General features: G+C 48.2%; 22 protein-coding genes and 1 other annotated feature (1 of these 23 only partly in view). Of the genes, 3 read left to right on the top strand and 19 right to left on the bottom strand.

The annotated features are described in order from the left end of the window. Positions 1-23: a binding site (T-box leader), on the bottom strand; it reaches 236 nt to the left of the window's first position. Positions 24-112: 89 nt separating this feature from the next. The 3 genes from infC to RB297_RS02000 form a co-directional block, all read right to left on the bottom strand. Beyond that, complete coding sequence (gene infC / locus RB297_RS02010; RefSeq protein WP_036663531.1) at positions 113-595, bottom strand: translation initiation factor IF-3; 483 nt, start codon at positions 593-595, stop codon at positions 113-115. A 65-nt stretch (positions 596-660) separates the two neighbouring features. Beyond that, positions 661-1,374, bottom strand: coding sequence for a metallophosphoesterase family protein (locus RB297_RS02005; protein WP_375119782.1), 714 nt, complete (start codon positions 1,372-1,374; stop codon positions 661-663). A 95-nt stretch (positions 1,375-1,469) separates the two neighbouring features. Beyond that, complete coding sequence (locus RB297_RS02000; protein ID WP_375119574.1) at positions 1,470-1,910, bottom strand: GNAT family N-acetyltransferase; 441 nt, start codon at positions 1,908-1,910, stop codon at positions 1,470-1,472. A gap of 280 nt (positions 1,911-2,190) precedes the next feature. Between RB297_RS02000 and RB297_RS01995 the strand changes: the two genes are divergently transcribed. Then, positions 2,191-4,137, top strand: coding sequence for a GTP-binding protein (locus RB297_RS01995; RefSeq protein ID WP_375119573.1), 1,947 nt, complete (start codon positions 2,191-2,193; stop codon positions 4,135-4,137). 256 nt (positions 4,138-4,393) lie between these two features. Here RB297_RS01995 and RB297_RS01990 read toward each other — a convergent pair whose 3' ends face one another. The 7 genes from RB297_RS01990 to RB297_RS01960 form a co-directional block, all read right to left on the bottom strand. After that, the gene (locus RB297_RS01990; protein WP_375119572.1) at positions 4,394-5,728 is read right to left on the bottom strand and encodes a family 43 glycosylhydrolase; all 1,335 of its coding nucleotides are present in this window, start codon (positions 5,726-5,728) and stop codon (positions 4,394-4,396) included. Positions 5,729-6,015: 287 nt separating this feature from the next. Further along, complete coding sequence (locus tag RB297_RS01985; RefSeq protein ID WP_096775458.1) at positions 6,016-6,891, bottom strand: NAD-dependent epimerase/dehydratase family protein; 876 nt, start codon at positions 6,889-6,891, stop codon at positions 6,016-6,018. Between the two features lie 24 nt (positions 6,892-6,915). Next, the gene (locus RB297_RS01980) at positions 6,916-8,130 is read right to left on the bottom strand and encodes an enolase C-terminal domain-like protein (protein ID WP_375119571.1); all 1,215 of its coding nucleotides are present in this window, start codon (positions 8,128-8,130) and stop codon (positions 6,916-6,918) included. A gap of 38 nt (positions 8,131-8,168) precedes the next feature. Then, on the bottom strand, positions 8,169-10,928 hold the full coding sequence (locus RB297_RS01975; protein ID WP_375119570.1) for an alpha-mannosidase: 2,760 nt from the start codon (positions 10,926-10,928) through the stop codon (positions 8,169-8,171). A gap of 72 nt (positions 10,929-11,000) precedes the next feature. Then, positions 11,001-11,819 (bottom strand): carbohydrate ABC transporter permease, encoded by an 819-nt coding sequence (locus tag RB297_RS01970; RefSeq protein WP_176502492.1) that lies wholly within the window; start codon positions 11,817-11,819, stop codon positions 11,001-11,003. An 11-nt stretch (positions 11,820-11,830) separates the two neighbouring features. Further along, a complete protein-coding gene (locus tag RB297_RS01965) occupies positions 11,831-12,724 on the bottom strand; it encodes a carbohydrate ABC transporter permease (RefSeq protein ID WP_096775454.1) in 894 nt (297 codons plus the stop codon). A 77-nt stretch (positions 12,725-12,801) separates the two neighbouring features. Further along, entirely contained in the window at positions 12,802-14,181 is a 1,380-nt protein-coding gene (locus tag RB297_RS01960; RefSeq protein WP_375119569.1) for an ABC transporter substrate-binding protein, read from the bottom strand. A gap of 415 nt (positions 14,182-14,596) precedes the next feature. On the opposite strand from RB297_RS01960, the gene RB297_RS01955 reads away from it, so the two are divergent. Both RB297_RS01955 and RB297_RS01950 read left to right on the top strand, forming a co-directional pair. Next, entirely contained in the window at positions 14,597-15,727 is a 1,131-nt protein-coding gene (locus tag RB297_RS01955; protein ID WP_375119568.1) for a GntR family transcriptional regulator, read from the top strand. Between the two features lie 485 nt (positions 15,728-16,212). Further along, positions 16,213-17,082 (top strand): cation diffusion facilitator family transporter, encoded by an 870-nt coding sequence (locus RB297_RS01950; protein WP_096775451.1) that lies wholly within the window; start codon positions 16,213-16,215, stop codon positions 17,080-17,082. 178 nt (positions 17,083-17,260) lie between these two features. On the opposite strand, the gene RB297_RS01945 is transcribed toward RB297_RS01950, so the two are convergent. From RB297_RS01945 to RB297_RS01905, 9 genes are all read right to left on the bottom strand, one after another. Next, positions 17,261-17,809: a hypothetical protein gene (locus RB297_RS01945; RefSeq protein WP_375119567.1), complete on the bottom strand. Its 549-nt coding sequence runs from the start codon at positions 17,807-17,809 to the stop codon at positions 17,261-17,263. A gap of 165 nt (positions 17,810-17,974) precedes the next feature. Further along, positions 17,975-19,012 (bottom strand): phosphotransferase, encoded by a 1,038-nt coding sequence (locus RB297_RS01940; protein ID WP_375119781.1) that lies wholly within the window; start codon positions 19,010-19,012, stop codon positions 17,975-17,977. A gap of 240 nt (positions 19,013-19,252) precedes the next feature. Then, positions 19,253-19,678 (bottom strand): NUDIX hydrolase, encoded by a 426-nt coding sequence (locus tag RB297_RS01935; RefSeq protein ID WP_375119566.1) that lies wholly within the window; start codon positions 19,676-19,678, stop codon positions 19,253-19,255. 173 nt (positions 19,679-19,851) lie between these two features. After that, entirely contained in the window at positions 19,852-20,304 is a 453-nt protein-coding gene (locus RB297_RS01930; protein WP_096775448.1) for a VOC family protein, read from the bottom strand. A gap of 268 nt (positions 20,305-20,572) precedes the next feature. Then, positions 20,573-21,139 (bottom strand): histidine phosphatase family protein, encoded by a 567-nt coding sequence (locus tag RB297_RS01925; RefSeq protein ID WP_277748688.1) that lies wholly within the window; start codon positions 21,137-21,139, stop codon positions 20,573-20,575. A gap of 193 nt (positions 21,140-21,332) precedes the next feature. Further along, positions 21,333-22,052 carry a metallophosphoesterase family protein gene (locus tag RB297_RS01920; protein WP_375119565.1) on the bottom strand — a complete coding sequence of 240 codons (720 nt, stop codon included), beginning with the start codon at positions 22,050-22,052 and terminating at the stop codon, positions 21,333-21,335. Between the two features lie 158 nt (positions 22,053-22,210). Beyond that, on the bottom strand, positions 22,211-23,323 hold the full coding sequence (locus tag RB297_RS01915) for a protein kinase domain-containing protein (RefSeq protein WP_375119564.1): 1,113 nt from the start codon (positions 23,321-23,323) through the stop codon (positions 22,211-22,213). A gap of 425 nt (positions 23,324-23,748) precedes the next feature. Continuing rightward, complete coding sequence (locus RB297_RS01910) at positions 23,749-24,072, bottom strand: GNAT family N-acetyltransferase (RefSeq protein ID WP_375119563.1); 324 nt, start codon at positions 24,070-24,072, stop codon at positions 23,749-23,751. Between the two features lie 203 nt (positions 24,073-24,275). Then, positions 24,276-24,869, bottom strand: a complete 594-nt coding sequence (locus RB297_RS01905; RefSeq protein ID WP_375119562.1) for a GNAT family N-acetyltransferase — start codon at positions 24,867-24,869, stop codon at positions 24,276-24,278. Positions 24,870-25,034: the final 165 nt, after the last annotated feature.

Genomic DNA, 25,034 nt, shown 5'->3' with positions numbered 1-25,034 from the left:
ACTCTTCTCTTCATGGCGTTTATAATTTGATCCATAATATCACCAGAAACTCAAAAAGTAAACCGCTGTACGCCACCAATAATGAAACGCCCTTGAAAGACGTTCCGCAAGATTATACCGGCAGCAGCTTCACCGCGGCCTGTTTGCCGCTAACCTGTATGCCCGTTTCCTTCTTACCCACCCCGGCCAGATCTTGAACGAGTCGTTCAAGCAGCTTACGGGCCGCTTCGCCTTCCTTGCCCTGGATGCGTATGACCGGCTGGACGGCTTTGCCCGCTGCCAGCAGCTTATGCATCTGCGAGAGCTTGGTGTCGTAATCATGCTCTTCGATATGTACGGACAGGCGGAATTCCTTGACCTTGATCGGACCGCCCGAAACCTGCTGCTTCGCTTTAACCGCCTCCTGCTTCGCTTGGCCGCGGCTTACGAGCTTGCATGGCGGCGGGCTGCTGAACAACGAGGTGCACACCAAATCGGCTTTGTGACGCTTAGCCAGGGCAAGCGCCTCTTCCCTGGAGACGACGCCCAACTCCTCGCCGTTCAAGCCGGTAAGCTCGACTTCGCGCGCTTTTATCTTTTCGTTCATCATCAACATGGACTGATCCTCCTATTATGTCTGTTAAACCATGGCTTTAATGATAGAATAACATACTCTACCTATCACTCCGCAGGCACGGACCGGACAAAATACGTTCGGTATTCCAGTTGTTCCGTGATTTCCAGGCAGTTCAACTGCTTACCGTATACGCATGCCCCATCGATGCCGATTTTGTCCCCATCGCCACAGAACCAAATATGCTCCGAGTCATGCAAGTTGACGGCCGGGGTATGCCCGAATACCACGGTTTTGTCGATGCCGGTGGGATAATTGAAGAATGGTTCCCGTATCCAGATGAAATCATGTGGAGGCTGCTGCTTCCAGTCTTCCACGCCCGGATTGATTCCGGCATGCACGAATATGTGGGTGTCTGTTTCATAATACAGGGGCAGTGTATCGAGAAATGATAGATGATGCTCATATTGCCGTTTTATGTAGGCCTTGCCTTCATTGTATCTGGAGCGATCCAGATCGCCATCAAAAAAATCGGCGCCGCAATAACTTTCAATCGTATTTCGCGCACCATTGCGAATCCAGCGCGAATTCGCTTCGTCCGTATCCAGCAGAATGGCATCCAGCATCATTTGATCATGATTCCCGCGAAGGGTGATGACGCCGGAATCCCGCATTCCCATCACCTGCTCAATCACTTCTTTGCTTTTAGATCCGCGATCCACATAATCCCCAAGCAGGACCAGCTTATCCTGTGCGGGATGATACCGCACTTCGGACAATAACCGATTGAATTCATCATAGCAGCCATGAATGTCGCTTATCGCTAAGGTTCGAATCGCAGTCCCCTCCCATCCTCTTTGATAGTGCCACCATAAGTTATGGCAGAACGCACGGTTTCACATTATGAACGTCTATATTATACAAAACTATATTTAGCCATCACATCTCCCCAGGGAGCATAACCGGCTTCCGTAAACCCGATTTGGGCATAGAGCCTTTTTGCATGCTCGTTCCCGGGTTTGTAACACAGCATAACATCGTCCGTACGATTCGGCGAATGGCGAATCTCATCAAGAACCAGGCGAATCGCAGGCTTGGCATAATGCATTCCCTGAAATTTGCCGTCGATCATAAATCGGTATATCCAATAGTTGTCATCGTGCGGGTGCAGTCCGTACATAACAAATCCGATCATTTCTTCATCATGGAAAATGGCTCTCGTTTCGAAACCCTCCATAAATTGAGCTTCCGCTATGGAATATAGATTAGGGGCAATCCATTTCTCCTGTTCAGGTTTGGGTTTAAGGCGGATGCAATCCTCCCAATTATCTTTATCTATGACATGAAGTGATATCAAATGCAAGACTCCTTCAACATGGTTTATGCCTCTATCCTAATTCAACTCGGGCGATATTTCACGGTAATAAATATGTAAACCCAAACAGGACGCAGCACGTTGTCAGGTACCGTGCAAGATAATGAATGATTATAAGCATTTATTCCATATTCCGTTCCCTTCTCAATGGATAAACTAGAATTAACTTTATTCTACATGGAGGCGATATCTATGCGGCAATGTCACAACGACATCCAACCGAAAGGACTACAAATGATGAAACGAATGAGGGTTACGATATATGAAGAACATATTGAACATTGGAGTTTTGGCCCATGTTGACGCCGGTAAAACTACGCTGACGGAGCAAATTCTATTTAAGGCCGGGATTATTGAACGAGCAGGCTCGGTGGACCATGGCAATACGACCACGGATTCATTGGACATTGAGCGGAGACGGGGCATTACGATCAAATCCGCCGCGGTATCGTTCATGCTGGGCGATCTGAAAGTCAATCTCATCGACACGCCCGGCCATGCCGACTTCATCTCGGAGGTCGAGCATTCGCTTAGCGTACTGGATGGCGTCATTCTGGTCATTTCCGCCGTTGAAGGCGTACAGTCCCAAACCCGGGTGCTCATGCAGACATTGAAGGAACAAAAGATACCCACCCTATTATTCATGAACAAAATCGATCGAATGGGCGCCGACTACCGGAAGGTTTATGCGATGATACGCCATCTGCTTGACGAACATATTTGCGAAATGAGTTCGGTCATCAAGGAAGGCGGCGCAGCCGTTCAGGCGGACGCGGCCGATCCCCACCACGCAGGCTGGGTAGAAACCCTGGCATTGTCCAATGACGATCTGCTGAACGATTATGCCCTGGATATTCCGATATCACACCAACGGCTGCAGGAGGAATTGCGGAGGCAAACGCGCCAAGGCAAAGCTTATCCCCTATTTGCAGGTTCAGCAGCCAAAGGTCTCGGCATAGAACCGCTGCTTCAAGCGCTCGGCGATTTTTTCCCGGTTAACCCATCGTCGATGCTTCAGCATGAACCGTTATCCGGCTTGGTATTCAAAGTGATCAGACGACCGAATGGGGAGCGGAATGTATACCTCCGCCTGTACGCTGGCAGCATCCAGTATCGTGATGAAATTCCGGTGATCCATCAGAACGGACAAACCTCGACGCTCAAGGTGAAGCAGCTTCATGCTCTGCACCAGGGGAAATCCATTCCGGTCCATGGAATCGGCGCAGGCGACATCGCCATTCTTATCGACGGCGAACTCAAGGTGGGCGACGTCATCGGCAGCGTTTCCGGGAGGATGAAGACGGTTCATTTTCAAAAGCCGCCGATTCAAGTCCAGGTTTCGGCCGTTCATTCCGCGGAGAAACATCAGCTGCATGCCGCCTTAAGCGATCTCACCGAAGAGGATCCGTTTCTGCAATATAGCCAGGACACGAAAACAAGCGAGAATGTCATCCATGTATTCGGCAAAGTCCAGCAAGAAATTCTGCTGGAAACGATTCTGCAGCAGTACGGCATCGAAGCCGTATTTTCCGCTCCGCGGGTGATTTGCATCGAGAAGCCTTATGGCACGGGAGAAGCTGTTGAATATATAGGCGAGTGTCCTTTTTATGCAACGGTGGGCATCAGGGTCGAACCAGGCGAGCTCGGTACCGGAATTCAGTACGGACTGGAGGTGGAGCTGGGCTCCCTTCCCTTAGCTTTTCAGAAAGCAATTAAAGACACGGTATTCGAGGTGCTTCAGGAAGGCTTGTACGGATGGGCCGTGACCGATACGATCGTAACGCTGACGCATACCGGTTACGCAAGCCCGGTTTCGACGGCAAAGGACTTTCGAAGCTTGACTCCTCTAGTCCTCATGGCTGCGCTCGACCAAGCAGGGACGGAAGTTTACGAGCCCATGAACGTGATTCAATTCATTCTGCCGGAAAACAGCTTAAGCAAAGTACTATCCAAATTAGCCGCGCTGGACGGCACTTATCAGGAACCCGCGTTCCATAACGGTACCGTTCACGTTCACGGCACCATTCCGGTGCGGACTACCGACTTGCTGAAAGCCGAGGTTCATTCCCTTACGAGCGGCGAAGGCATGCTCACCGTTAAGCCAGGCGGTTATACGAAGGTGCAAGCTCCCTTCCCAGTGAATACACGGCGGCAAGTCAACCCGCTGAACCGTGGCGAATATATGCTTCACTTAAACAAGATCATGTAAGAACACTGGAGGACATGGCTTCATGGAATTTCAAGTTGGTATGTCGCTCTGCATGTTTCACGTTCGGGGGGCATGCATTCAGGATGTAAATACAGATAGCGGTGTCGAGAGAGGATCTCGCCCGCTATTTTTCTTCTTCCCGCACAATAAAAGCCTGCGCATGTCCGCCATAAGCGATTGCATGCACAGGCCAACCCTTATCCATCCCTGTACCTTCCCACTTGTTCTATGGTATCCATAATGAATAATCGCGTAATCAATCTTTCAGATGCTTGACGATTAACGCCTCAATCGCTATCTCGCCATGTCCCCCGCTCCACTCGACCGTATTCCCGTTGCCGGCATTCAGCACAACCGTAATGCCCGTGTATCCCGTTCTTTCGTGGATACCTCCCGTGCCCAATGCGTTTACGAATGAATAATCAGTACCGTTTACGCTCAATCTCAGTTTAGCCAAGCGTTCCGCCGTACCGTAGACGATTCCGACTTCAGCCCTGCCTCCAGTCGATCCGCCTTTGATATCGCCAAATCGGCAGCAGGCCGTATCGGATCTGAGATGGGTTGCAACGGTAACGCCGTCCGCGGCTTGTTTAAGCTCCGCACCGCCGACCACTTGGCATAAAGCTGCCTCATACACCTCCAGCTTCGGAGAGCACGTAGGCCCTCCCGGAGCGGGCTTAACCCCATCGAGCGTTTGGCGCACGGTCTGGATCGTGCCATCCTCATTAAAGTGCAGCTCATCAATACATACGCTCCGGAGAGTGCCCTCACCTGATATCGCTTGATTGTGATAGAACAAATACCAGCTTCCTTTGAACTCGACCACGGATCCATGCGTCGTTGAACAGCCCGTCGGCTCCAGGAATATGCCTTGATATGTCCAAGGTCCGAGCGGATGGTCACTGGTGGCATAACGCATTCGATTATTTCCTTCCAGATTGTCCGCGTAAGTCAGATAATACCGGCCCTCTCTTTTGAATACCCAGGCAGCTTCGTGAAAATCCTCCAGCCCTTCCATGACTTGAACGTCCCCATGAATCGTCATCATGTCATCGTTCAGCTCGACCCCGGCGCAAACGCCGCCCCCGCCGTAGTACATATACGCACGGTTGTCATCGTCAACCCATACGGCCGGGTCGATCATCGCAAAACCTCCCAGGCCTTGGATGTATCCTTGGTCGATAAACCCGCTGGCAGGTTTGTCGCTCGTGGCGACTCCGATCTTCCAGGTATCGTTCCAATCCGATCCGCTCGGGTGAGGATAATAGAAGTAATAGGTTCCATTTCGATAAGCACAGTCCGGCGCCCACATAAATCCGCCTTCCGGCCGGCCCCAGCTCACATCATCGGAGTTTAAGATTTCACCTTCGTCCTGCCAATGCACCATGTCCTCCGAGGAGAATACGTGATAGCGGTCCATCAGGTCGCAGCCTCGGGGCGGATCCACGTCATGCGAGGCGTATACGTAGATTTTGCCGTCATTCCACACATGGGCCGAGGGATCTGCCGTGTAGATGCTGGTAATAACGGGATTCATCGAAGTAGTTTTTTGCTGTATCGTTGCATAGGGATGCATGTTCATCTTATTCATAGGTTAGGACCCTCCTCGGATTCTATTGATGAAGCCTTATGAGCTCATGCTGATGGCAGCTAAGTCTGGGCACAAGAAATTACATGGGGTATGGCAGCAGATATACAAGCGGTAACAGGAGCACTGACGCCTCTTCCGAGGTCAGCGTTTCTTCCGGTAGAAAATAACCGTCCGTCCCCTGCAGCATCCGTACATGCACTAAGATACTGCTGGTCTGCTACAATAACGGACCAGACGACACGATTCCAAGAGTTTCAATAATCAATGGATCGGGTTTGGGTTATTCCTTATTGCATGTCTTGCTGTCCTAGAATTTCCCTCCATGAATGCACCGGCTTCCAGTTCAACCGCTCTCGTGCGCGCCGATTGGTTACGAAAGCGGTCAATTCCTGAATAGAGGTCCCTGGCAATGGTACCTGCGGATAATATCGCCGTGCCAGCTCTTCCAGACCAACATCGCTGAGAATATCGCTGGCCGTCACATCCAGTCGGCAGGCCTCCTGCGATTCGTTAGGGCTTGTTTCTAGCGCTAGACGGCAGGCGGTGGCTGCATCTCTCGCATCGACGTAGCTCCATAAAATACGATGGTGCCTGGCGGTGTCGGAGAAAGCGGCGATCTCGCGGCTATACTCTTCCGGCGTCAGAACTAATGAAAACCTCATCGCGAAGACTTGCATGTTCACCCGTCTGGCAAACATGTCGCCGATATGCTCGTTGGTCTGTTTGGATAGTCCATAGCTCTCCTGCGGCAGCAGCGGATGGTCTTCGTCCACGGGAAGATAGTGAGGCGCAAACGGATGCTTCGCCCAGCAAAAGCCGTAAGCCGACTCGCTGGATCCGAATACGACACGCTGGATACCCAGCTTCGATGCGGCCTCCATAACGTTATAGGTGGACATGACATTGTTAGCGAATATCCGCTCAGGCGAATAACTGACCGGATTCGGTATAGCCGCCAAATGAATCACGGCATCCGCCTCGGCTAATAATCCATATACCTCTCCAAGTTGATTCAAATCCCCTTGCACATAGCGGGCATACCGGTTCCTTCCGCTGGACGGGCGGGTATCCGTCCCAATGACCTTGTAACCCGCCCGGTTCAGCTCTTCCACCACGTAATGTCCGAGTTTGCCTTCCGAGCCTGTGACGATGATTCTGTTCATGATGATGCCTCCTTGTCATTAGCCTTACGGCCGAAGTAGCGTTCCGTCCGGCTTGCGGTCCAGCTTGTATGGGTGGTGATAGGATGTCAGGCGCTTCGGATCGCGCAGCAAGGCGGCCGCTTTAGCTTCATCGATATCGATCCCGAGCCCCGGCTTGTCGTTAAGCTGCAGATGCCCGCCTTCCAGCACGGCATGGCCGGGAAAGGCTTCCTGCTCCTCTGCGCGGAAATGGTTGCTCTCCTGCACGCCGAAACTCATGATGGCCATGTCCAAATGGGCTGCGGCCGCTTGATTCACCGGATCGTTCTCCCCGCCTTCCTGCCATGCGGTACGGACGCCGAATGCTTCGCAGACGACGGCGATTTTGCGGCATGGCGTAATCCCTCCGGCCTTGGAGACACGCATCCTTACGAAGTCAATCAAGCGCTCTTTGACCAATGGCAGCCATTCCTGAGGATGCACGAACAGCTCGCCCACGGCTTGCGGGGTCGTGCTGTTCACCCTCACGCTGCGATACCAGTCCGTATGCTCCGCCGGAAGCAGATCCTCCAAGAAGAACAAGCGGTATGGATCAAGCTCCTTGGATAGGGCAACCGCTCCCGAGGGCGTCAAATGCTCGTGCACGTCATGCGTGAAAGACAGATTCATGCCGAATCGAACGCGAAGCTTTTCAAACATAGCCGGAATGGCCGTAATGTAACTGGCTTCATCAAATCGATTCGCAGGCGGAAAAATCGTTGACGGCAGCCGAGAGGATACAAAACCGCCGCCGCCGTATCCGCCAAGCTGGCAGCGGATGACGCCATAGCCTTGCTCTTGATAAGCCATCACCTCTTCTTCCAGCTGCTCATAGGTGGAACCGTTGGCATGCGCATAACAAGGCACGGCAGAACGGACTGCGCCGCCGAGCAGCTGATACACCGGAAGCCCCGCCTCCTTGCCCTTAATGTCCCATAATGCCATATCTATGCCGCCCATCGCCGTATGAAGCGTCGAACCGTTGCGCCAATACCCGCTGGTATACATCGTTTGCCAGATGTCCTCGATCTGGCTCGCGTCCCGGCCGATCAGAAGCGGCTTCAGCAATTCTTCGATGACGCTGACAATCGCTCCGGGCTGGTATATATCGCTGGCAGAGCCGATCCCGTACAGGCCGTCCTGGTCCGTCAGCACTTTGACAATGACCCAGCTTCCGTCATGCCGGGTACGAATACATTGAATGCCTGAAATGATAGCCATGTCCTTCCCCTCCTTCTATTCAAAGAGATCTGCGTGGATCATCGAGCCGGCGTTTGAATGCCAAGGGTCTGAATTGTTGCCGGGCCGACCTTCAACGCATAACGTTCATCCTCGTCCGGACTCAAGGTTTCTCCCATTTCTTCAATAATCGTGCTTTCATAAACTTGATCAACCTGAAACAAAGGTTTCACCTTCATCGTTGCAGCTTCCGAAGACACATTGAAAACCCGGAACATCAGATCATGCTTCTCTTCACCCTGTTTCAGCGCACTGAAAGCAAGACCTTCGCCCTCCCATTGCAAAAACTCCTGAGAAGCTGGCAGCGTTCCTCCATGAACACCGGTCTGCTGCACCGTCCATGGAACCGGGAATTGATACGCCTGCACATAAGCACGGGAACGGATAACGTCCAGATCATGCGCGATCAGTTCCATCTCCAGGGTGTGCTGCCCCAGGCACTGCGCTTCAGGCGTCGCGAATACGCCCCAATCCCCCAGCTCCCGAACTCCGCGCAGCAAGGTAACCGCAAGTGTATTCCCTTCGGCAAGCACTTCATACTCGTTCAGGCCTTTATTTGCTATCGTAAGTCCTTCACGGCCATTGCTAATGCTAACAAAGGCATTCTGATGCTGGGCATTGCTCGGATTGCTCCATTCCGCCTCCGGTTGAATCGGACGCTGCGCCAGCTCATAGATGGAGTCAACCGTAACATGGTCCGCCTCAAGGCCGGTTCTGAACAGCATTCGGATGCGATGATCCCGCACCGTATTGTCGATGTAACTCTTGATGCCGACCCTACGGCTGTCCTTCTCAAGGGTCAACTCGGTTACAATCCGAACCTCCGCCATCTCGCTCACCCGCCGGGATTGACGGTACCGGAACGGCACCATGGACCGAATCTCTTCATCCAGCAGGTCATCCGCACGGGTCGGAAGCTTCCAGGCGTGCTCGACTCGGTATACCGCTCTCAGCCTTGTATGATGCACAAGCTTAATGTCCGCAGGGAGCCCTTGAGTAGTCAGTGCTACTTCATCATCCGGCTGTCTGTACATGTATTCATTCCCGATATCGCCGGTATCCTCGTAAAGACCCAAGCCATCATATAAGCGGCCGTTTACTTTATCCAATAACGCAAACGATCCGTCTCTGGCAATCTCGACGCGAAGGAACCGGTTTTCCATGACATGATCGCCTGCAACCAACTCGGAGGATACGGATGCTTCCCACGCCTTCACACTTAGGATTTCCTTGGGGACCAAGGCGAACGTGCGGTAGCCGATCCCTGGAATGTCTTGAACGTAAAGCTCCACTTCCACTTGATAAGCCCAGTAGGGCTGACGGAACCGGTCATCCGGGAGATCATAACCAAAGACTGGCCCGATCGGCGTAATCACGGCTTCCACCTGATGGCCATTAGAGTCCGTTATACCCCATTCATCTGGATTAAATGCCTCCCATTGTTGTTTGAACTCCTGATACTTCAAATGCGGCGGCTGGCGGTCAAAATACCTCCGCTCCACTTCCACTGTCGCCCTAACGATTCCTGATCGGCCGTGCCCCGAGCTGTTGAACACGACGAATGGGCGGGCGGCTTCCGGATCGAAGCCGGAGGTATTTACCGATTCCGCTACCCAGGCGGCACTCTGCGTCGCAACCGATTCGGCAACCTGCTGCGATTTGGCAAACCGCGTCAACATCTCCCGGTGCACCTCGTCGATGCTGCAGCCGCAGATGCTGTCATGCGGATGATTCTGAAGCAGCCTCTTCCAGGCATACAGCAGCTCATGCCGCGGATACGCCGCACCGGCCAGCGATGCCATAACGCCCAGCGGTTCGGCCACTTTCTCCAGCAGCGTTTGCGTTTTCGCATTTTGCTGCTTGATATATACACGGCTGGACGCTGTATTCACCAGCGTCATCCAACCGTCGGTCCATTGGCTTCGAAGCTCGCCGCGGATGACGTCCAGCGACTCGGGGCTTGCACTGCGCAAAGCCGCGACATATTCCGGAAAGCTGGAGTGGCGGAACGCCACGCCGGGCACGAGGCTGCCGGCCGTTTGCAAAGCCACCGTCAGATCCTTCTGCAGCGGCTGATGGTCGCAGCCGTTCATGAACAGCAGCTCCGGGCTTGAAGCGAATTCTTCGGCTTCGGCAAGCTTCCGAGACCAGTACGCTTTTGCCTCATCAGGCTCCACTGGAATCTCCATCCCGTTGTTGTACCAATTGGCAAACAGGATCGCCAGCACCCTGGAACCGTCGGGCGATTCCCATAACATCTCCGAGTATTTGGAGGTATGCCCGTGTCCGCTGCCTGACTGTATTTCGTTATTAAATCCAACGGGCTTCACGCCGCGCCCATACACGGCTACTTCGATGCCCGCCTGACGGATCAGCTGAGGCGCCTGCCCCATGTTGCCGAAGGAATCCGGGAAATAACCGATCTTCGGGTAACCGCCCATTTTCCTTGACGCGTTGATGCCGATCAACAAGTTGCGCGCGTTGGCTTCGCTGCTGACCAGGAATTCATCCTGAAGGATGTACCAAGGGCCCACGATCAGCTTGCCCTGTTCGACCAACGATCGGACCTGGTCCGCCCTGTGCGGCATGATTTCCAAGTAATCCTCCAGCACGATATATTGGCCATCCAGGTGAAAGCTTGTGAATGCCGGGTCCTTTTCAAACGTCTCGATGACATCCTCCACCAGCCGAACCAGTCTCAGCCGGTGCTTCTCATATGGCAGATACCACTCTCTATCCCAATGCGAATGCGCGATAACGTGCGCTGTTTTTGTAGTCATCCAGTTCATCCCAATCTTGTAAGGTTTAGTTCAGGGTTGATTCGTTATCGATGATAACGAGTTCAAGCGGTATTACATTTTGACCGAGCCGACCGTCATCCCCTTGACGTACATCTTCTGCATGAACGGGAACGCGACCAGAATCGGAATGACCGTAATCAACGCGCCTGCCATCAGTTCATTCCATTTCTTGAAGGAGGAAGAATCCAGGTACATCAGTCCCATAGGCAAGGTGAACATATCCCGGCTGTCCACGATGATCATCGGCCACAGGATATTGTTCCAGCTGCCGATGAAGTTCAGGATGGCAATCGTTCCGATCGCAGGCAGTGCAAGCGGCAGGTAGATCCTGTAATAGATTTTGAAATTGTCGCAGCCGTCCAGCACGGCACTCTCGTAGAGCTCATGTGAAATCGTGCGGAAATAGCTGGTGAACAAGAAAATGGCGAACGGCGCGGCGCCGTTGATCATGGGCAGGATCATGCCGACGTACGTATTTTGCAGCCCCAGATTTGTCATGTTGATATATAGCGGGATCAGCGTAGTGACCCCCGGAACGAGCAAAAGTGCGATAAACATGTAGTAGATGAATTTTTTGCCTCTATAAATAAACTTCGCAAATGAAAATGCCATCATGGTGTAGATAAGGATGACGCCGACAATGACGACTGCACTCACGATCACGCTGTTGACAAAAAATTGATAGAAATTCAGCTTGTTCCATACCTCTCCGAACGTGGACCAAGCCGGTGCGGCCTGTGGAAACGGGCTTTGCGGATTGGCTAGCGCATCCTGCGATGTTTTCAGCGATGTGCCGATCATCCATACAAAAGGATACAGGCAGGTCAATCCGTACAGGACGAGAACGACGTGTTTAATAAGTTTGACCATGTGATCCTCCTTTAGATGTCCGCCTGGAATGAACGGATGCTGAAAATGGCGATAACGCCGGTAATCAGAAAAGATACCCATCCAATCGCGCTGGCCAGACCGTAGTCATTGTTCAGGAAGGCTGTTCGATATACCAGGGTGCCGATAACCTCCGAGCTGCCCGCCGGTCCGCCGCCCGTCATGATGAACACATTCTCGAAGGCCTGGAAGGCACCGTTCACCATCTGGATGACGGCGATGAGCGTGATGGGCTTCAGCAGCGGCCACGTGATTTTCATGATCATCGTGGATTTTTTGGCGCCGTCTACGCTTGCGGCTTCGTAAAGAGTGGGATCGATGGACGTCAGGCCCGCGTAATACAGAATGAGCGTTCCCGGCAGGCCGCCCCATATGGATGTTAGAATAATGCCAAGCAAGGAGGTCGATGAACTTCCGAGCATCCCCCCGGGCACCGCCAGGAAATCCAGCCCCAGCCACAGGAACAGCGAATTAAATGCTCCGGTTGGCTCAAATAATCCTTTCCATACATAGAAAATCGCTACGCCGGATGCTATCATCGGCAGGAAGTAGATTGTACGGTACCAGGACGCCGCCTTTGTGTTCTGCAGCACAAAGGCCAGTACAAGCGCGATCGGTACGACGACCACGACCTGGGAAACGGCAATCACCAGATTATGGAGTACCGCGTTATAGAAATTTCGGGTTACGATCGGATCATCGCCAAGCAGGAACTGACGGAAATTCGCGAGCCCTTCGAACCGCGCCGTTGAAAAATCAATTCCTGACCAGTTATAAAAACTGAGCATGATCGAGAATCCGACCGAGTATATGCCGATGGCAAGAAACAGAAGTACGCCGGGCAGTAAAAAAAGATAAGGCACCCACTTATTTCGACTCTTTATCATGATCCATCACCTTTGGCTTCTCAATTTAGCGATCGGCTGAACCCGGGGCGGGTCCGGCCGATCGCTCGGAATGCGGCTTAGTTGCCGCTGGCTTTCAGACTTTCCATCGTGTCGTCGAATGTTTTGGCCACTTCTTCGGCCGTCATTTTCTTCTCGATCATGGATTGCATCGATTGGGCGTACACTTCCCACTCTTTATGCTTGCCGCGATACGTATTGATCGCTGGGGACGCTTGGCTGTACGGGCCAGGCTCCGCTGCGAACGCTTCCGATATCGACTTCAGGTTCGGGTCCAGGTCCTGCGCGCGGTCACCCAGGTTCAGTGCCGGTACGGTATACGCCGCATTAGCAAACGCAACGGCCGCATCCGGATCGGCGGTCAAGAATTTAATGAAGTCGAGCGCTTGATCCTTGTTCTTGGAATCCTTGTTCACGGACAGCATCGTCAAAGTAAACGGATCCGTCGTCCAGCTCGTAATCCTCGATCCTTCCAGCGGCGGCACCGGGAACGTAATGATATCCTCCGGATTCATTCCCATGGCCAGCAGCGTCGACATCGTGAAGGAACCCCCCAGATCAAAAGCAGCTTTGCCTGCCGCAAATGCCTGATCGGCACCATCGATATCCGTCGAAAGAATGCCCGGCATTAACAGATCTTTATTGGCTAACGTTTCCATCGCTTTCACCACCGGCAGATTCGCCGGATCGCTCAATTTGGACTTCCGTTCGAGCAGGTCGATATAACCTTGCGGTTCATTCAGCATGATGGACAAAGCCGATCCGGCCCAGTTCTCCCACAAATCAGGAAGCTTGGCTCCAAACACCAATCCGGGCGTTCCCGTCTTCTCTTTGATCGTCTCCATCATCGAGACGAATTCCTCCCAGGTTTTTGGCGCTTCCGCGGTCAGACCCGCTTCTTCGATCAGCTTTTTGTTCCCGTAGAAGGTAAAGAATCCGCCGATATCCAAGGGGAGCCCGTAGAACTGGCCGGCCTTCAGCGACTTTTGAATCGTTGTGGCGTTCTTGTCTGCCTGCCAGGAATCAACCTGACTCTGCGTGACGATAATCGGATCCATGGCTGCACTGTAGTAAGTGTTCAAGATATCGTCGCCAACCTCTCCCGAGAGCTCCATCACGGAGTTCTCGATTGAATCGCCGGCAGTTGCCCACCAATTCACGATATCCGGCAGATTCTTGGAGTTAGCGGCAGCCTGAAATTTCTGGCGGTACGTATCGTCCGGCGTGAAGGTCTCCACTTTGACTTTGACGCCCGTTTTCTCCTCGTACAGCTTCGCGGCTGCCTCGATTCCCGGCGTATAAGCCACCTTCCAGGTCCACATCGTCAGTTCCTTATTGGCGTCAGATTCAGTTCCGCCAGATTGCCCTCCTCCGCAAGCGCTTACAATTAGTGAAAAAACAGTCAACAGCGTCATCATCATTCCTGCTCTGGTTTTCATTTTCCGCAACCACCCTTATCTTCGATTTTGAATGTTCTTCCGTTACGATTCCATTATGACTTGCCATATGGGGATAACAGCTGCTGCACCTCCTTTTGATCTCAAGGAACTTACACCATCCTGCGGTTCATATGAGATGAATACGTCGTATTGGAAACGCTTCATCCAATAACTTTAATAACAATATAAACAACATATTTTTTGATGTAAATGTTTATTTTTTGATACAACTAAAGATCGAAACGAACCCGACATTTTCTTTTAAAATAAGACAATACGGGTTTATCAGCCATAAATAAGGATTGATCATTTTTCTTGTACTCATAATAACTTGATATAAATAAACAACACTTGTATATGTTGTATTTATATAATATATTTAAAACGGATCTATTAGCGATTGGAGATAAATGCCATGGTAAAAAAATTCACGCCCATGTACAAGAAAATCGAAACGTTTATCATTGAACAAATTCGGAACGAAAATTGGAAGCCGCGGAGCCGCATACCTTCCGAGAATGAGTTGGCGGAACAATTCGGCGTCAGTCGAATTACGGTGAAGAATGCGCTGACGACACTGGTGGATAAAGGAGTAGTCTACAGACTGCAGGGTAAGGGCACCTTTGTGTCCGACCACCGTCCGGAGGATATATCCAATATCTCAACAGAGGAAAAAGCAGCTCACACGGTGCCCGCTATCGGTTTTCTCCTGCCCCGTCTGGACAACCGGTTCACCGCTAATCTGCTGAGCGGAATTGAAGATAGCCTGTCCGGGAACGGATATCAGCTCTTATTCGCGAAAACCAACGACTCCCAGGAACATGAAATTCTGAGGATCCAGGAAATGAAGCAGGCCGGAGTCAAAGGACTCATCATTTATCCCGTGGAAGGTGAGCACTACAACAACGAAATCCTGTCGCTTACGCTGAACCGCTTCCCCCTTGTCCTGCTTGACCGCGAGCTAAAGGGAGTGGACACCAATTCGATCAGCTCGGATAACTATGCGGCGGCCATGCAAGCCGTCAACCATCTGCATGAGCTCGGTCATAGCCAAATCGGGTTTATCTCCACGCTTGCCGAAGGAACATCAAGCATTGAGGACCGATTGCACGGCTACGAAAAAGCACTTGAGGACCGCCACATTCTCATTGATCGCGGCATGCAGATGACCAAGCTGGCGATGACCAGCAGTGACGATGAGGTGATCGCCATGATCCAGCAGTTTTTGAAGGCAAATCCGCAGATGACGGCTCTCTTGTCCTCTAATTTCAGCCCGCATGTCATTCAAGCGGCTCTGCAGCTCGGCATCTCCGTGCCGGAGGATCTGTCGGTCGTCTTCTTCGACGATGTGGAGTATCCGGATTTCTGCATCGTTCCTCCTACGGCCGTCGTCCAGCAGGAGCTCGAGCTCGGCCGTGAAGCCGGCAGGCTGATTATGGAGCAAATAGAGAATCGAAGCAGCGAATACCAGCAGATCAAGCTGCCCACGGTTCTGGTTCCCCGCCAATCAACGGCAAAAGCGAGGAAAACGAACCGAACGCCGTAGCATATGGATTATGTTCGCCATAGCGGAATGCGTAACTCTTTCTCTCGATTCTGCGGCCTGCCCTGCATAACAACCCAAGCACGAAGCTTTCATCGTGAATAATATGGATGCATAACCGATGTTCCATCATGAACCTTCAGGAGGCAAGAGGCCTATGCATGCCATAATCGGGATTCTTTCCATCATGCTCACGATAAGCATCCTCCGCCGCAAATCTCGGAGAAACAATCGATAGCCTACGATAGGCGGATATTCGATTGTGGCTGCCTATCTACGGTTGATATATACAACAAATAACGGCCGGCGCATCGCCGGCATTTTTTGCGTTTTACCGGAATCTATCTTTCTTAGTCCGGCGCAACATTTTTTGCCCCTTGTCACATATTAAGCGACAGGAAAAAACGTTGCTCTAGACCCACCCATGCGTGGATTGGTATTATAGTCAGGTACTATTTTTAAGGGTGTGCGGAAGGAGTCGGCCAGACGTGGAAGAACAACGTTACAAGGATTTAAAATTGGGTGAAAAAGGTGCGATCATCAGCATCATTGCTTATATTTGTCTATCTGCAATCAAGCTATTGATAGGTTACTCGGCGAACTCCGAAGCTCTGCGTGCCGACGGATTAAATAATGCTACCGACATCGTGGCATCCATTGCCGTATTGATCGGACTACGATTATCGCAAAAACCTGCGGACCGGGATCATCCTTACGGACACTGGAAAGCGGAGACGGTAGCATCCTTGATCGCCTCTTTCATCATGATGGCCGTCGGGATCCAGGTATTGTTCGGGGCCGCATCTTCCATGTTTGAAGGTACCCACGAATCGCCTGATCTCATATCCGCCTGGACCGGGATCGGCTGTGCAATTGTCATGTACTGCGTTTACCGCTATAACAAGCGTCTTGCCAGCCAAATCAACAGCCAAGCCGTAATGGCGGCCGCGAAGGATAACCTCTCGGACGCTTGGGTCAGCATCGGCACGGTTGTCGGCATCATCGGGGCCCAATTTCAGCTTCCCTGGCTCGACCCGCTGACGGCCATAGTGGTAGGTTTTCTGATATGCAAAACCGCCTGGGATATATTCCGTGATGCCTCTCATCATTTAACCGACGGATTCGATGAGAACATCATCAAAGGCTACAAAGAAACCGTGAAACAAGTGGTTGGCGTCAAAGGGGTCAAAGACATTCGGGCAAGAAATTACGGCAGCAACACGGTGGTCGACATCGTCATTCTGGTCAGATCCAATCTGGACATTCGGGTTGCCCATGATATTTCGGACCAGGTGGAGCATGAATTAAAAGAAACGCACGGCGTTTACGACGTCCATGTTCATATTGAACCGAGTTAATCCTCCAGATTCCAAAGTGTCAGAACAACGACGAAGGTCCGGCCACATTCTTATTGGCCGGACCTTTCATCAATTCTGTGCTTCGATCGATTTTAAAAGACTGCGCTTCAATTCCTCAGTCGCTTCATCACGGTTCATGTCAACGCCTATGATGTGGGGCGGGCTTACTGGATCACCTTCAAGATTTATTTACCTTGTCTTCTCCAAAATAAAACCCTTTAAGTTGTTGATCAAAGAAATCCCTTAAGTTTTCTTGATCGATTGTATAAATCATTTGCCTAGTCCATATATCTGTTTTTGTTATATAAATCTTTTCAAGATCATATTGGATTCTTATTTCTTTTCCGGCCTTTAATTTAAAAACAATCCCTGCACTAATGCTGGTGTTTGATGGTATTTGTTTCAACGCAATACGATCTGAATCAGGTACAGAATTAATCCAATTTACAATATTATTAATTTCATCTTGATTTAATTCAACGTCTATCCAATCGATATATGCACCTGATCCTTTTCTGGTGTATCGTGCTTTGGACATCTCCGTGCTGGAGATTAGTTTTACCTGAATTTCTTTATTTAAGTTTGACTTACTCATGAAACCATTCATATCACCTAGAACAAAATATACAGCCCCTATAACGAGTATGAGGACAAGAAGCGTTCTTCTATTCTTTAGATTGGTTATAATCGCATTCTCCCCCATGGCTAATAAAGTTGGTGTGTTCACGAACTCCACCACCATAAGGCCCGAAAGGCCGCGCAGTGATGCGGTTAGGTAGTGCGAATTTAGCCGGCAATTACTTCTCCGACTTCCCGCCTGGACCGAGGGGCGTATGCCCCGATGAGTGAACACATTGTTATTAAGATGTCAGCGCCTTCTTCGAATAAGTATTCAACTTACTATGTCTCTTCTAATATTTCTTATATTGGGTTCAATTTGATCAAATCGATTTAAACAGTGGTTTCGAATCATTTCTAAGTCATTGATACTTTGAGACTCATCTTTATTCCTAAATAGAATATTCATAACCCAGTTAGATAGATTACGAAGATGTGCACGATAAGAGTAAAAGCGAATCAAGTCCAGATTAATCTGAATTTTTCGATCCAACTGTTTACTATAGGAAGATATAAAGATGTCGAAACTCGAACCAATATAGCCAAACAAATTATACTCAGGTGGTGCTATGATCACCGATTCCCAGTCTAAAAAGAACAACTGATTATTGTGGTATATGATATTTCCACCCCACATATCACCGTGACACAAAACAAGTTGGCTAGCATTGATATGAACTGAATTCCGAATTTCTCTAACTAAGTTCATGAAAAAGAGAATTTGTTCTTTCTTTAATAAAACAAGCTTTCGTAGTGATTGATTTAAGTCATTGTTTAGATTTGATTTCTCAAGGATCGAAATACATCTCAAAAGATCAGATTCGAAAGTGATATCAAATGATTCCTTTGGCAATAAATTCTGATTCACGTGCGGAGTAATCTGTTCTAATGTAGCCACGGACTTTGCAATTCCTACAAGAATCTCATCTGAGAAAGGATATGCCTCGGTCAAGGTCTCTCCAACTATAAAATTAAATAAAACTATAGTGATGTCTTCTAATTTAGTAAATAAACTCCCAAAGCAATTCTTTATTGGATGAGTCATGTTTATAAACAACCCTTGATGATAAAGGTCCCAAGTCAAAGGTAGGTAATAATGTAGTCGTCGTATTCCCTCTCTTTGTCTATCATTATGATGATCAAATAACTTCAAGTAATATTGTTGTTCGTCAATACAATTTACTTTATAGGAATACGCCGAATCCCCGACCGGAATAAATTCAATATCCTTAATAAGAATTCCGTAGTTTTTTTGTATGAATAAAATAAGCTGTTCATCTTCGATTTTGAACTTACTTATCAAAAGTCTCACCACCATATGATTGAGGAATTGTGGTTTGCGCTGTTTTCCGATAACTTCTTTATATTCACGAACCCTCACTGGCTTAAGGGGCGAATACCTGGGTCCGACGGACTTAGCCAGTGCAGGGTTGTCAGGTTGATCCTGCTCCCCTGAAATCCCTCATACCAGACCTAGTAACGAACGGTTCAATGCGTAAATATGGTGTTTTATTTGAAGGACTTGTCCTCCTCGACTTACTTTACAATTCCTTCAAACTTTTCCTTCATTAAAATACTTGATTTCAATCTCGTTTTTTACAATATTTTTTAATCCTTCTTGATAATAAGGCATAAATTCATCTGCTCTATCAATATCTACCCATTCAACATGACTAATTTCGGATGGTCTAGTTATCTCTTGTTGTCCGCCTATTATTTCAGCTCTAAAAGTAATAAACACTACGTGTTCATCATGTTTTCTTAATATTGCCTCATTGATAGCCACTACACCGTGGACTTTAATATCAAATCCCGTTTCTTCCTTTGCTTCGCGGATTGCAGCCGCATCTAAGGTCTCGTTTTCTTCAACGCCTCCACCTGGTAATGACCAAGTACCGTTTTTATGATTCTTCACCATGAGGATTTTTGTTTTGTCTTTATCTGTAATCAAAGAATACGCAACGTCTATTCGTTTCATATGATCTTCCTTTTTTATGTTTTTTAAGTTTCACATGTCTTTCAGATAACGGTTAAAGTTTTAATAAGACCGTCATTCGTTTCAATTCAATCCACACTTCTGCGAGCGGGGCGTCAGCACGATGCTTCTAGAAATGTATATTTCAGTAACTGATGTTTATAAATGTACGTTGCTTATTTGTTACCGAGTTGTTCCGCCAAACCGACTAGAATTCCTTCGGTTCCACGAATGTAGCAGAGCCGATACGAGTCCTCATACTGAACGACTTCGCCAACGAGCTGAGCACCATGCTTAGTGAGTCTGGATACCATTTCGTCAATGTCTTCCACGGTGAACATGACGCGTAGATAACCGAGGGCGTTTACAGGAGAAGTCCGGTGATCTGATATAGTAGGTGGGGTGAGAAATCGGGAAAGCTCAATTCGGCTGTGGCCGTCTGGGGTAACCATCATAGCAATCTCTACGCACTGAGAACCCAGTCCGGTTACGCGACCAGCCCATTCACCTTCGACCGTGGCTCGCCCTTCGAGCTTCAAGCCAATCTCCTCGAAGAAAGAAATTGCGTCATCAAGGGATTCTACAACGATGCCGACATTGTCCATTCTTAGTAAATTGTTTTTTTCCATTGCTATATCTCCTTATGTGTACAAATTTATTTATAGGAAAAAGTGAAATTTGGTTTTCGGGTATGTCATATAACGTTAATGTATCTACGAACCCGAGAGGCTTATGGGGAACAACGACCGGTTCAACGAACATAGCCTCGCAGGGTTATCTGCCTGACTTAACTTCTCCGAAATGCCTCGGGCAGATTAAGGAGCCGCAAGGATGCACCACCGTGAATACGTTGTTACGCGATGCCCAAAGTTCTATTCGATCCATTCATAAATTAATCTATTCTTTCCAAAGTCTTGTTACTTCTTCTAATACCAGGTCTTTAAATTTTAATTTATAGATGTCTGGTTTCTTTGTTTGATTCATGAAATCCAATCCGTAATTCGGATTAAAATGATTCATCATCAATGTCATTACATTCCCGTGTGTTCCAATAGCAATTTTCTTTCCCTTGTGTTCTTCTAAGATATTTTTCAACACTACAACTGATCGATTCTGGCAAACAGTATTAGACTCTCCTCCTGGCAATGCATAGGAAGGGTCATCAAACATCTTCTTCATTGCAGGCATAAATTCTTCATTAGTAATAACATAGTCTGAAAAGTGCCTTTCCCTAAGATCCTCAAATATCTGAATATCTAATTCTAACTCTTTGGCCAACCCCTCCAATGTTAGAATTGCTCGAGCATAAGGACTTGATGTAATAATGTTTATTCCTTCATCCTTTAATATTTCTGTTATTTTTTCTGCGTTCATCTTTCCCTCTAGGGTAAGCCCCCTGGTTCTTTCATTTCCTTCTGTATATGGTGACTCGGCATGCCTAACCATATAAATAATGGTCTTCATATAACCCTCCCTGAACGTTCCCTTATCCACGTTGTCCAACCGACCAACGGGAGCGGCCGCGATGCGGTTAGTCGGTGCGGATGTGTCCGTTGAATTTGCTTCCCTGCCAATCGCTTCTCGCGGACCGAGGAGCTGTCAGGCTCGATGCGTGGATATGATGTTAGGTGATGTCCCCCGCTTCCTGGATTAACATTCAAAAGTTCATTATCTGTTCCGTTATATACGATCCTTCTTGAAAAATTAAACAATTCAACTGCAATCCATATGCACATCCGCCATCAATTCCTATCTTGTCTTTACTAAACCAAATATCTGATGTGCCATGGATATCAATAGTTCTTGTATGTCCAAAAATAACTCTTTTGTTTAGATCCTCAAAAGCGTGTTGAATGAATTCATCCTTAATATACATAAAATCATATTCTGGCTGGTTCTTCCAATCTATAAAATTGGGATTCAATCCCGCATGAACATATATGTGATCATGATCTTCGTGAAATAAAGGTAATTCACTTAAAAAGTCTATGTGGTGACCAAAAAAAGTCTTAATTGTATCCTTCGCCTGGTTCAATATCTCATCAGAGATTTCGTTATTCATGTTATTAATATCACAATAACTTTGGAGGGTTTGTATTCCCCCATGTTCAATAAATTTAGATCGAATCAATGCGCTATCATTATTTATTAAATCAACCAATCGTTGGTCATGATTGCCTCGTAAAGCAATGGCATTATGCATGCTTACTAATTCGATTACTTTATCGACTACTGCTTTACTATTAGGCCCTCTATCTACATAATCACCAAGCAAAATCAACTGATCATCAATCGAATTAAATTTGATACTATGCAACATCTGATTTAATTGATCGATACATCCATGAATATCGCTAATCATAATTGTTCGCTTCATAGAATCTCCTAACTATAAATGTTTTTAAGTTCTTGGATGATTTCACCTACGTTCCTGTATTACGACGTCCATCTCCCTTAGATAGCTCTTATTCTAGGGAAGGCAACATCAAAAATTCAGCTCCAATCATGATATAACATTTGGAAATCTAAAGTAGACTAGACCAGCCTGGGATTCGAGAAGGGCAGCTGGAACCCAGTTTTCATACAGACCCGTTCAATCTCCTCAACGGGAAACGATGTATTTCTGTTCTTCGAAACGAGATTGGTGTAGAAATCATTGATCACTACAGCTATTGGAGCGTACCGCATTATAATCTCCGCTGCCGAATCCATCACTTCTAGGAATTCCTTACCCTCAGCACAACGACGTATGAATTCGATTCGTTCAGAACGGTTCATCCTACCCGTCAATGCTGCTACAAGCCAGTTCACTATTTGTGTTGCCACATAACATCCATCATGAGTCTTGTTCAATTCAAGAAACTCCAATTCGGAATCTGACAGTTCAAATCGAGAAGACGTTGCAAGTCCGAAGTCCGAAATATACACACGGTGTCCGTCGGTTAAAACATTGTTAAAGTGAACGTCGAAATGTAGTAATCCGTTCGCATTCATAAAGGAGACCGTTGACAGCAAGTTTGAGTCCAACAAGGCAAACGCTGAATTGGCTGCATTCTCACCAATAGCGACCTGTTCGGTAAGCCAGTTATGCAGGTTGTAAGGTACGTACTCACAGAACAGTACAACATTGTAGTTGGATTGCTCAAGGGCCTCAATACGATCCCGTATTTTTGAAGTACCCCAAAACTCAACCATTTTTGAAACATCGCTCAGTTCCTCAGAGATTGGATTACGCCGTTCTGGGCTTTTTAACACCCGCCAGTGATACATTAGGGGAAAGTTCTCACACTGTCTCGCCAGAACCCAGTTGGTGGTCATGGTATGGGCAGCGACCTCACGCCACACTCCAGCACCTGGTGAACCTATCCCATAGTGGCAATACGGTGGAAGATTGAACGCGTTTCTGGTAGACATATAATTTTCGGAGTGGCTTTCAAGTTCCGTAAGCGGAACCATTTTCACGAACACGGGTGTCTCATCAATTTGTAAGAAAGCCGTTGTACCGCCAATACCAGTATTTAGAACCGTAGCTTTTTCCACTCGCTTGCTAAGCTGTTCATCACTTACCAGACTTAAGGCAGTGGACACGGCGGCATAGCGGGCAAGTCGAATGTCGTGAATCGAATGCTCGTTCGTTGAAAATTTCATAAGGGATAGCGTCCTTTCGCTCTGTTGTTCTGGTTAATGCATTTTTTACTATGAATCTAACTATTATCATCTCTCTGTTCTGTCGTATAACGTTCTTGTATTCACGACGTCGAGAGGCTTAAAGTACGCATCTGGAGAGGCGTAGCCTCCAACCAAACCGGCTGAGCGGAGCGCAGTTAGCCTCGCAGATGGGTCCGCCGAATTCTCTCCCCTGCCAATCTCATCCCGCAGACCGAGGAGCCGTCAGGCTCCGAAGCGTGGATATGATGATAAATGATGCCGGCGCATCTTCGAATTCCCCTCATTACATCTTAATTATAAATCCTGTCTTATCCCCTTTAGTGAATCCGCAGCTCTCATAAAAGCTATGGGTTCCTTCCATTCTAGAGCTTGTCATTAACATCACTTTGTAACAATCATTCTCCCTAGGTTTCGACTGCTTTTTGAAGTACTAATTTCCCGTAACCGTTCTTTCTATAATCAGAATGTGTAACAACATTCTCAATCAAGCCATATGGTCTTGCGCCCCTAGTTAAATTCCTAATAAGAACTAAAACGCATGAAGAGACAAGCTTCCCCTCATGCTCTACAACAATAATCTTCATCAGCTTGTCATTCATTATCTCTCGCCAATGATCTTGTATTTCGTATATATTCAGTTCTGGATCACCTGCATTTAAATGCTTATATAGCAAAAGTAGTTGTTCTAATTCATTCTTATGAATGTATCTGGCAGACACATTGGGCATGATGATTCCCTCACTCTTAGGTTTTTATCAGGTTTCGGCGGTTCATATAACGTTCTTGCGTTCACAACAACCAGAACCTTATGGCCCGTAGCGCTGGGTAGCATGCCACTTAGGTTCGCAGAAGTGGCATGCTGATTTCTGCTTCCTTGCTCACCTCTTCGGGCGGACCAAGGGGGCTTTGGCCGCATTGCCGGAATGCGTTGTTATCTGATGGACGGGCCTTCTTCGAGTTCACTTGCAAAATCGTCTTTAATTATTGAATACAATTTTACATCCTGAAATGCACCCTTTGCCCAGATATGCCTTCTCAATACCCCCTCAAATCGCATTCCAGTCTTCTCCATTACTCTGGCGGATCCGATATTATCCAGATGGCATCTTGCTTCAATTCGAACTAACCCTAATTCATTGAATCCAAACTCTAAAATTCTTCTAATTACCTCGGACATGTATCCTTGATTCCAATATTCATTTGATAATACATAACCAAGCTCTGCCCTTTTATTTCGATTATCCCAACTCACAAAACTACAACTACCAATTAGTTTCTTTGCTTGTTTGTGCTCAATTCCCCAAGGTCCTACCTTCTGTGTGTCATAACGGTTTAACACAAATTCAATAAATGCTTTTGTATCATCAAGTGACTGATGAGTGTCCCAAACGGTATATCTCGATACCATAGGAAATCTACAATAACTATACATATCATCCTGATCCGAGTAACTTATCTTCTTTAATCTTGTTCGTTCAGTTTCAAGAACAGGGAACTCTTGAAAATGTTCTTCAATTTGCGTCATTGCAGTCACCACCAGATAAAATATTAGTGCCTAGCTTTCAGATATCGTATATGTATTCGCGAACCCGAGAACCTTAAGGCCCGAAGGGCCGGTCGCGGCGCGGTTAGGTTCGCAGGGTTGTCCGCCAACGCTTCCCTGTACCTCTGAATTCGCTCCGCAGTGAAA

This window comes from Paenibacillus sp. CR_12 (assembly GCF_041953985.1).
In the GTDB taxonomy this organism is placed as follows: domain Bacteria; phylum Bacillota; class Bacilli; order Paenibacillales; family Paenibacillaceae; genus Paenibacillus_AQ; species Paenibacillus_AQ lautus_A.
This window is presented reverse-complemented; position numbering and strand designations above follow the sequence as displayed.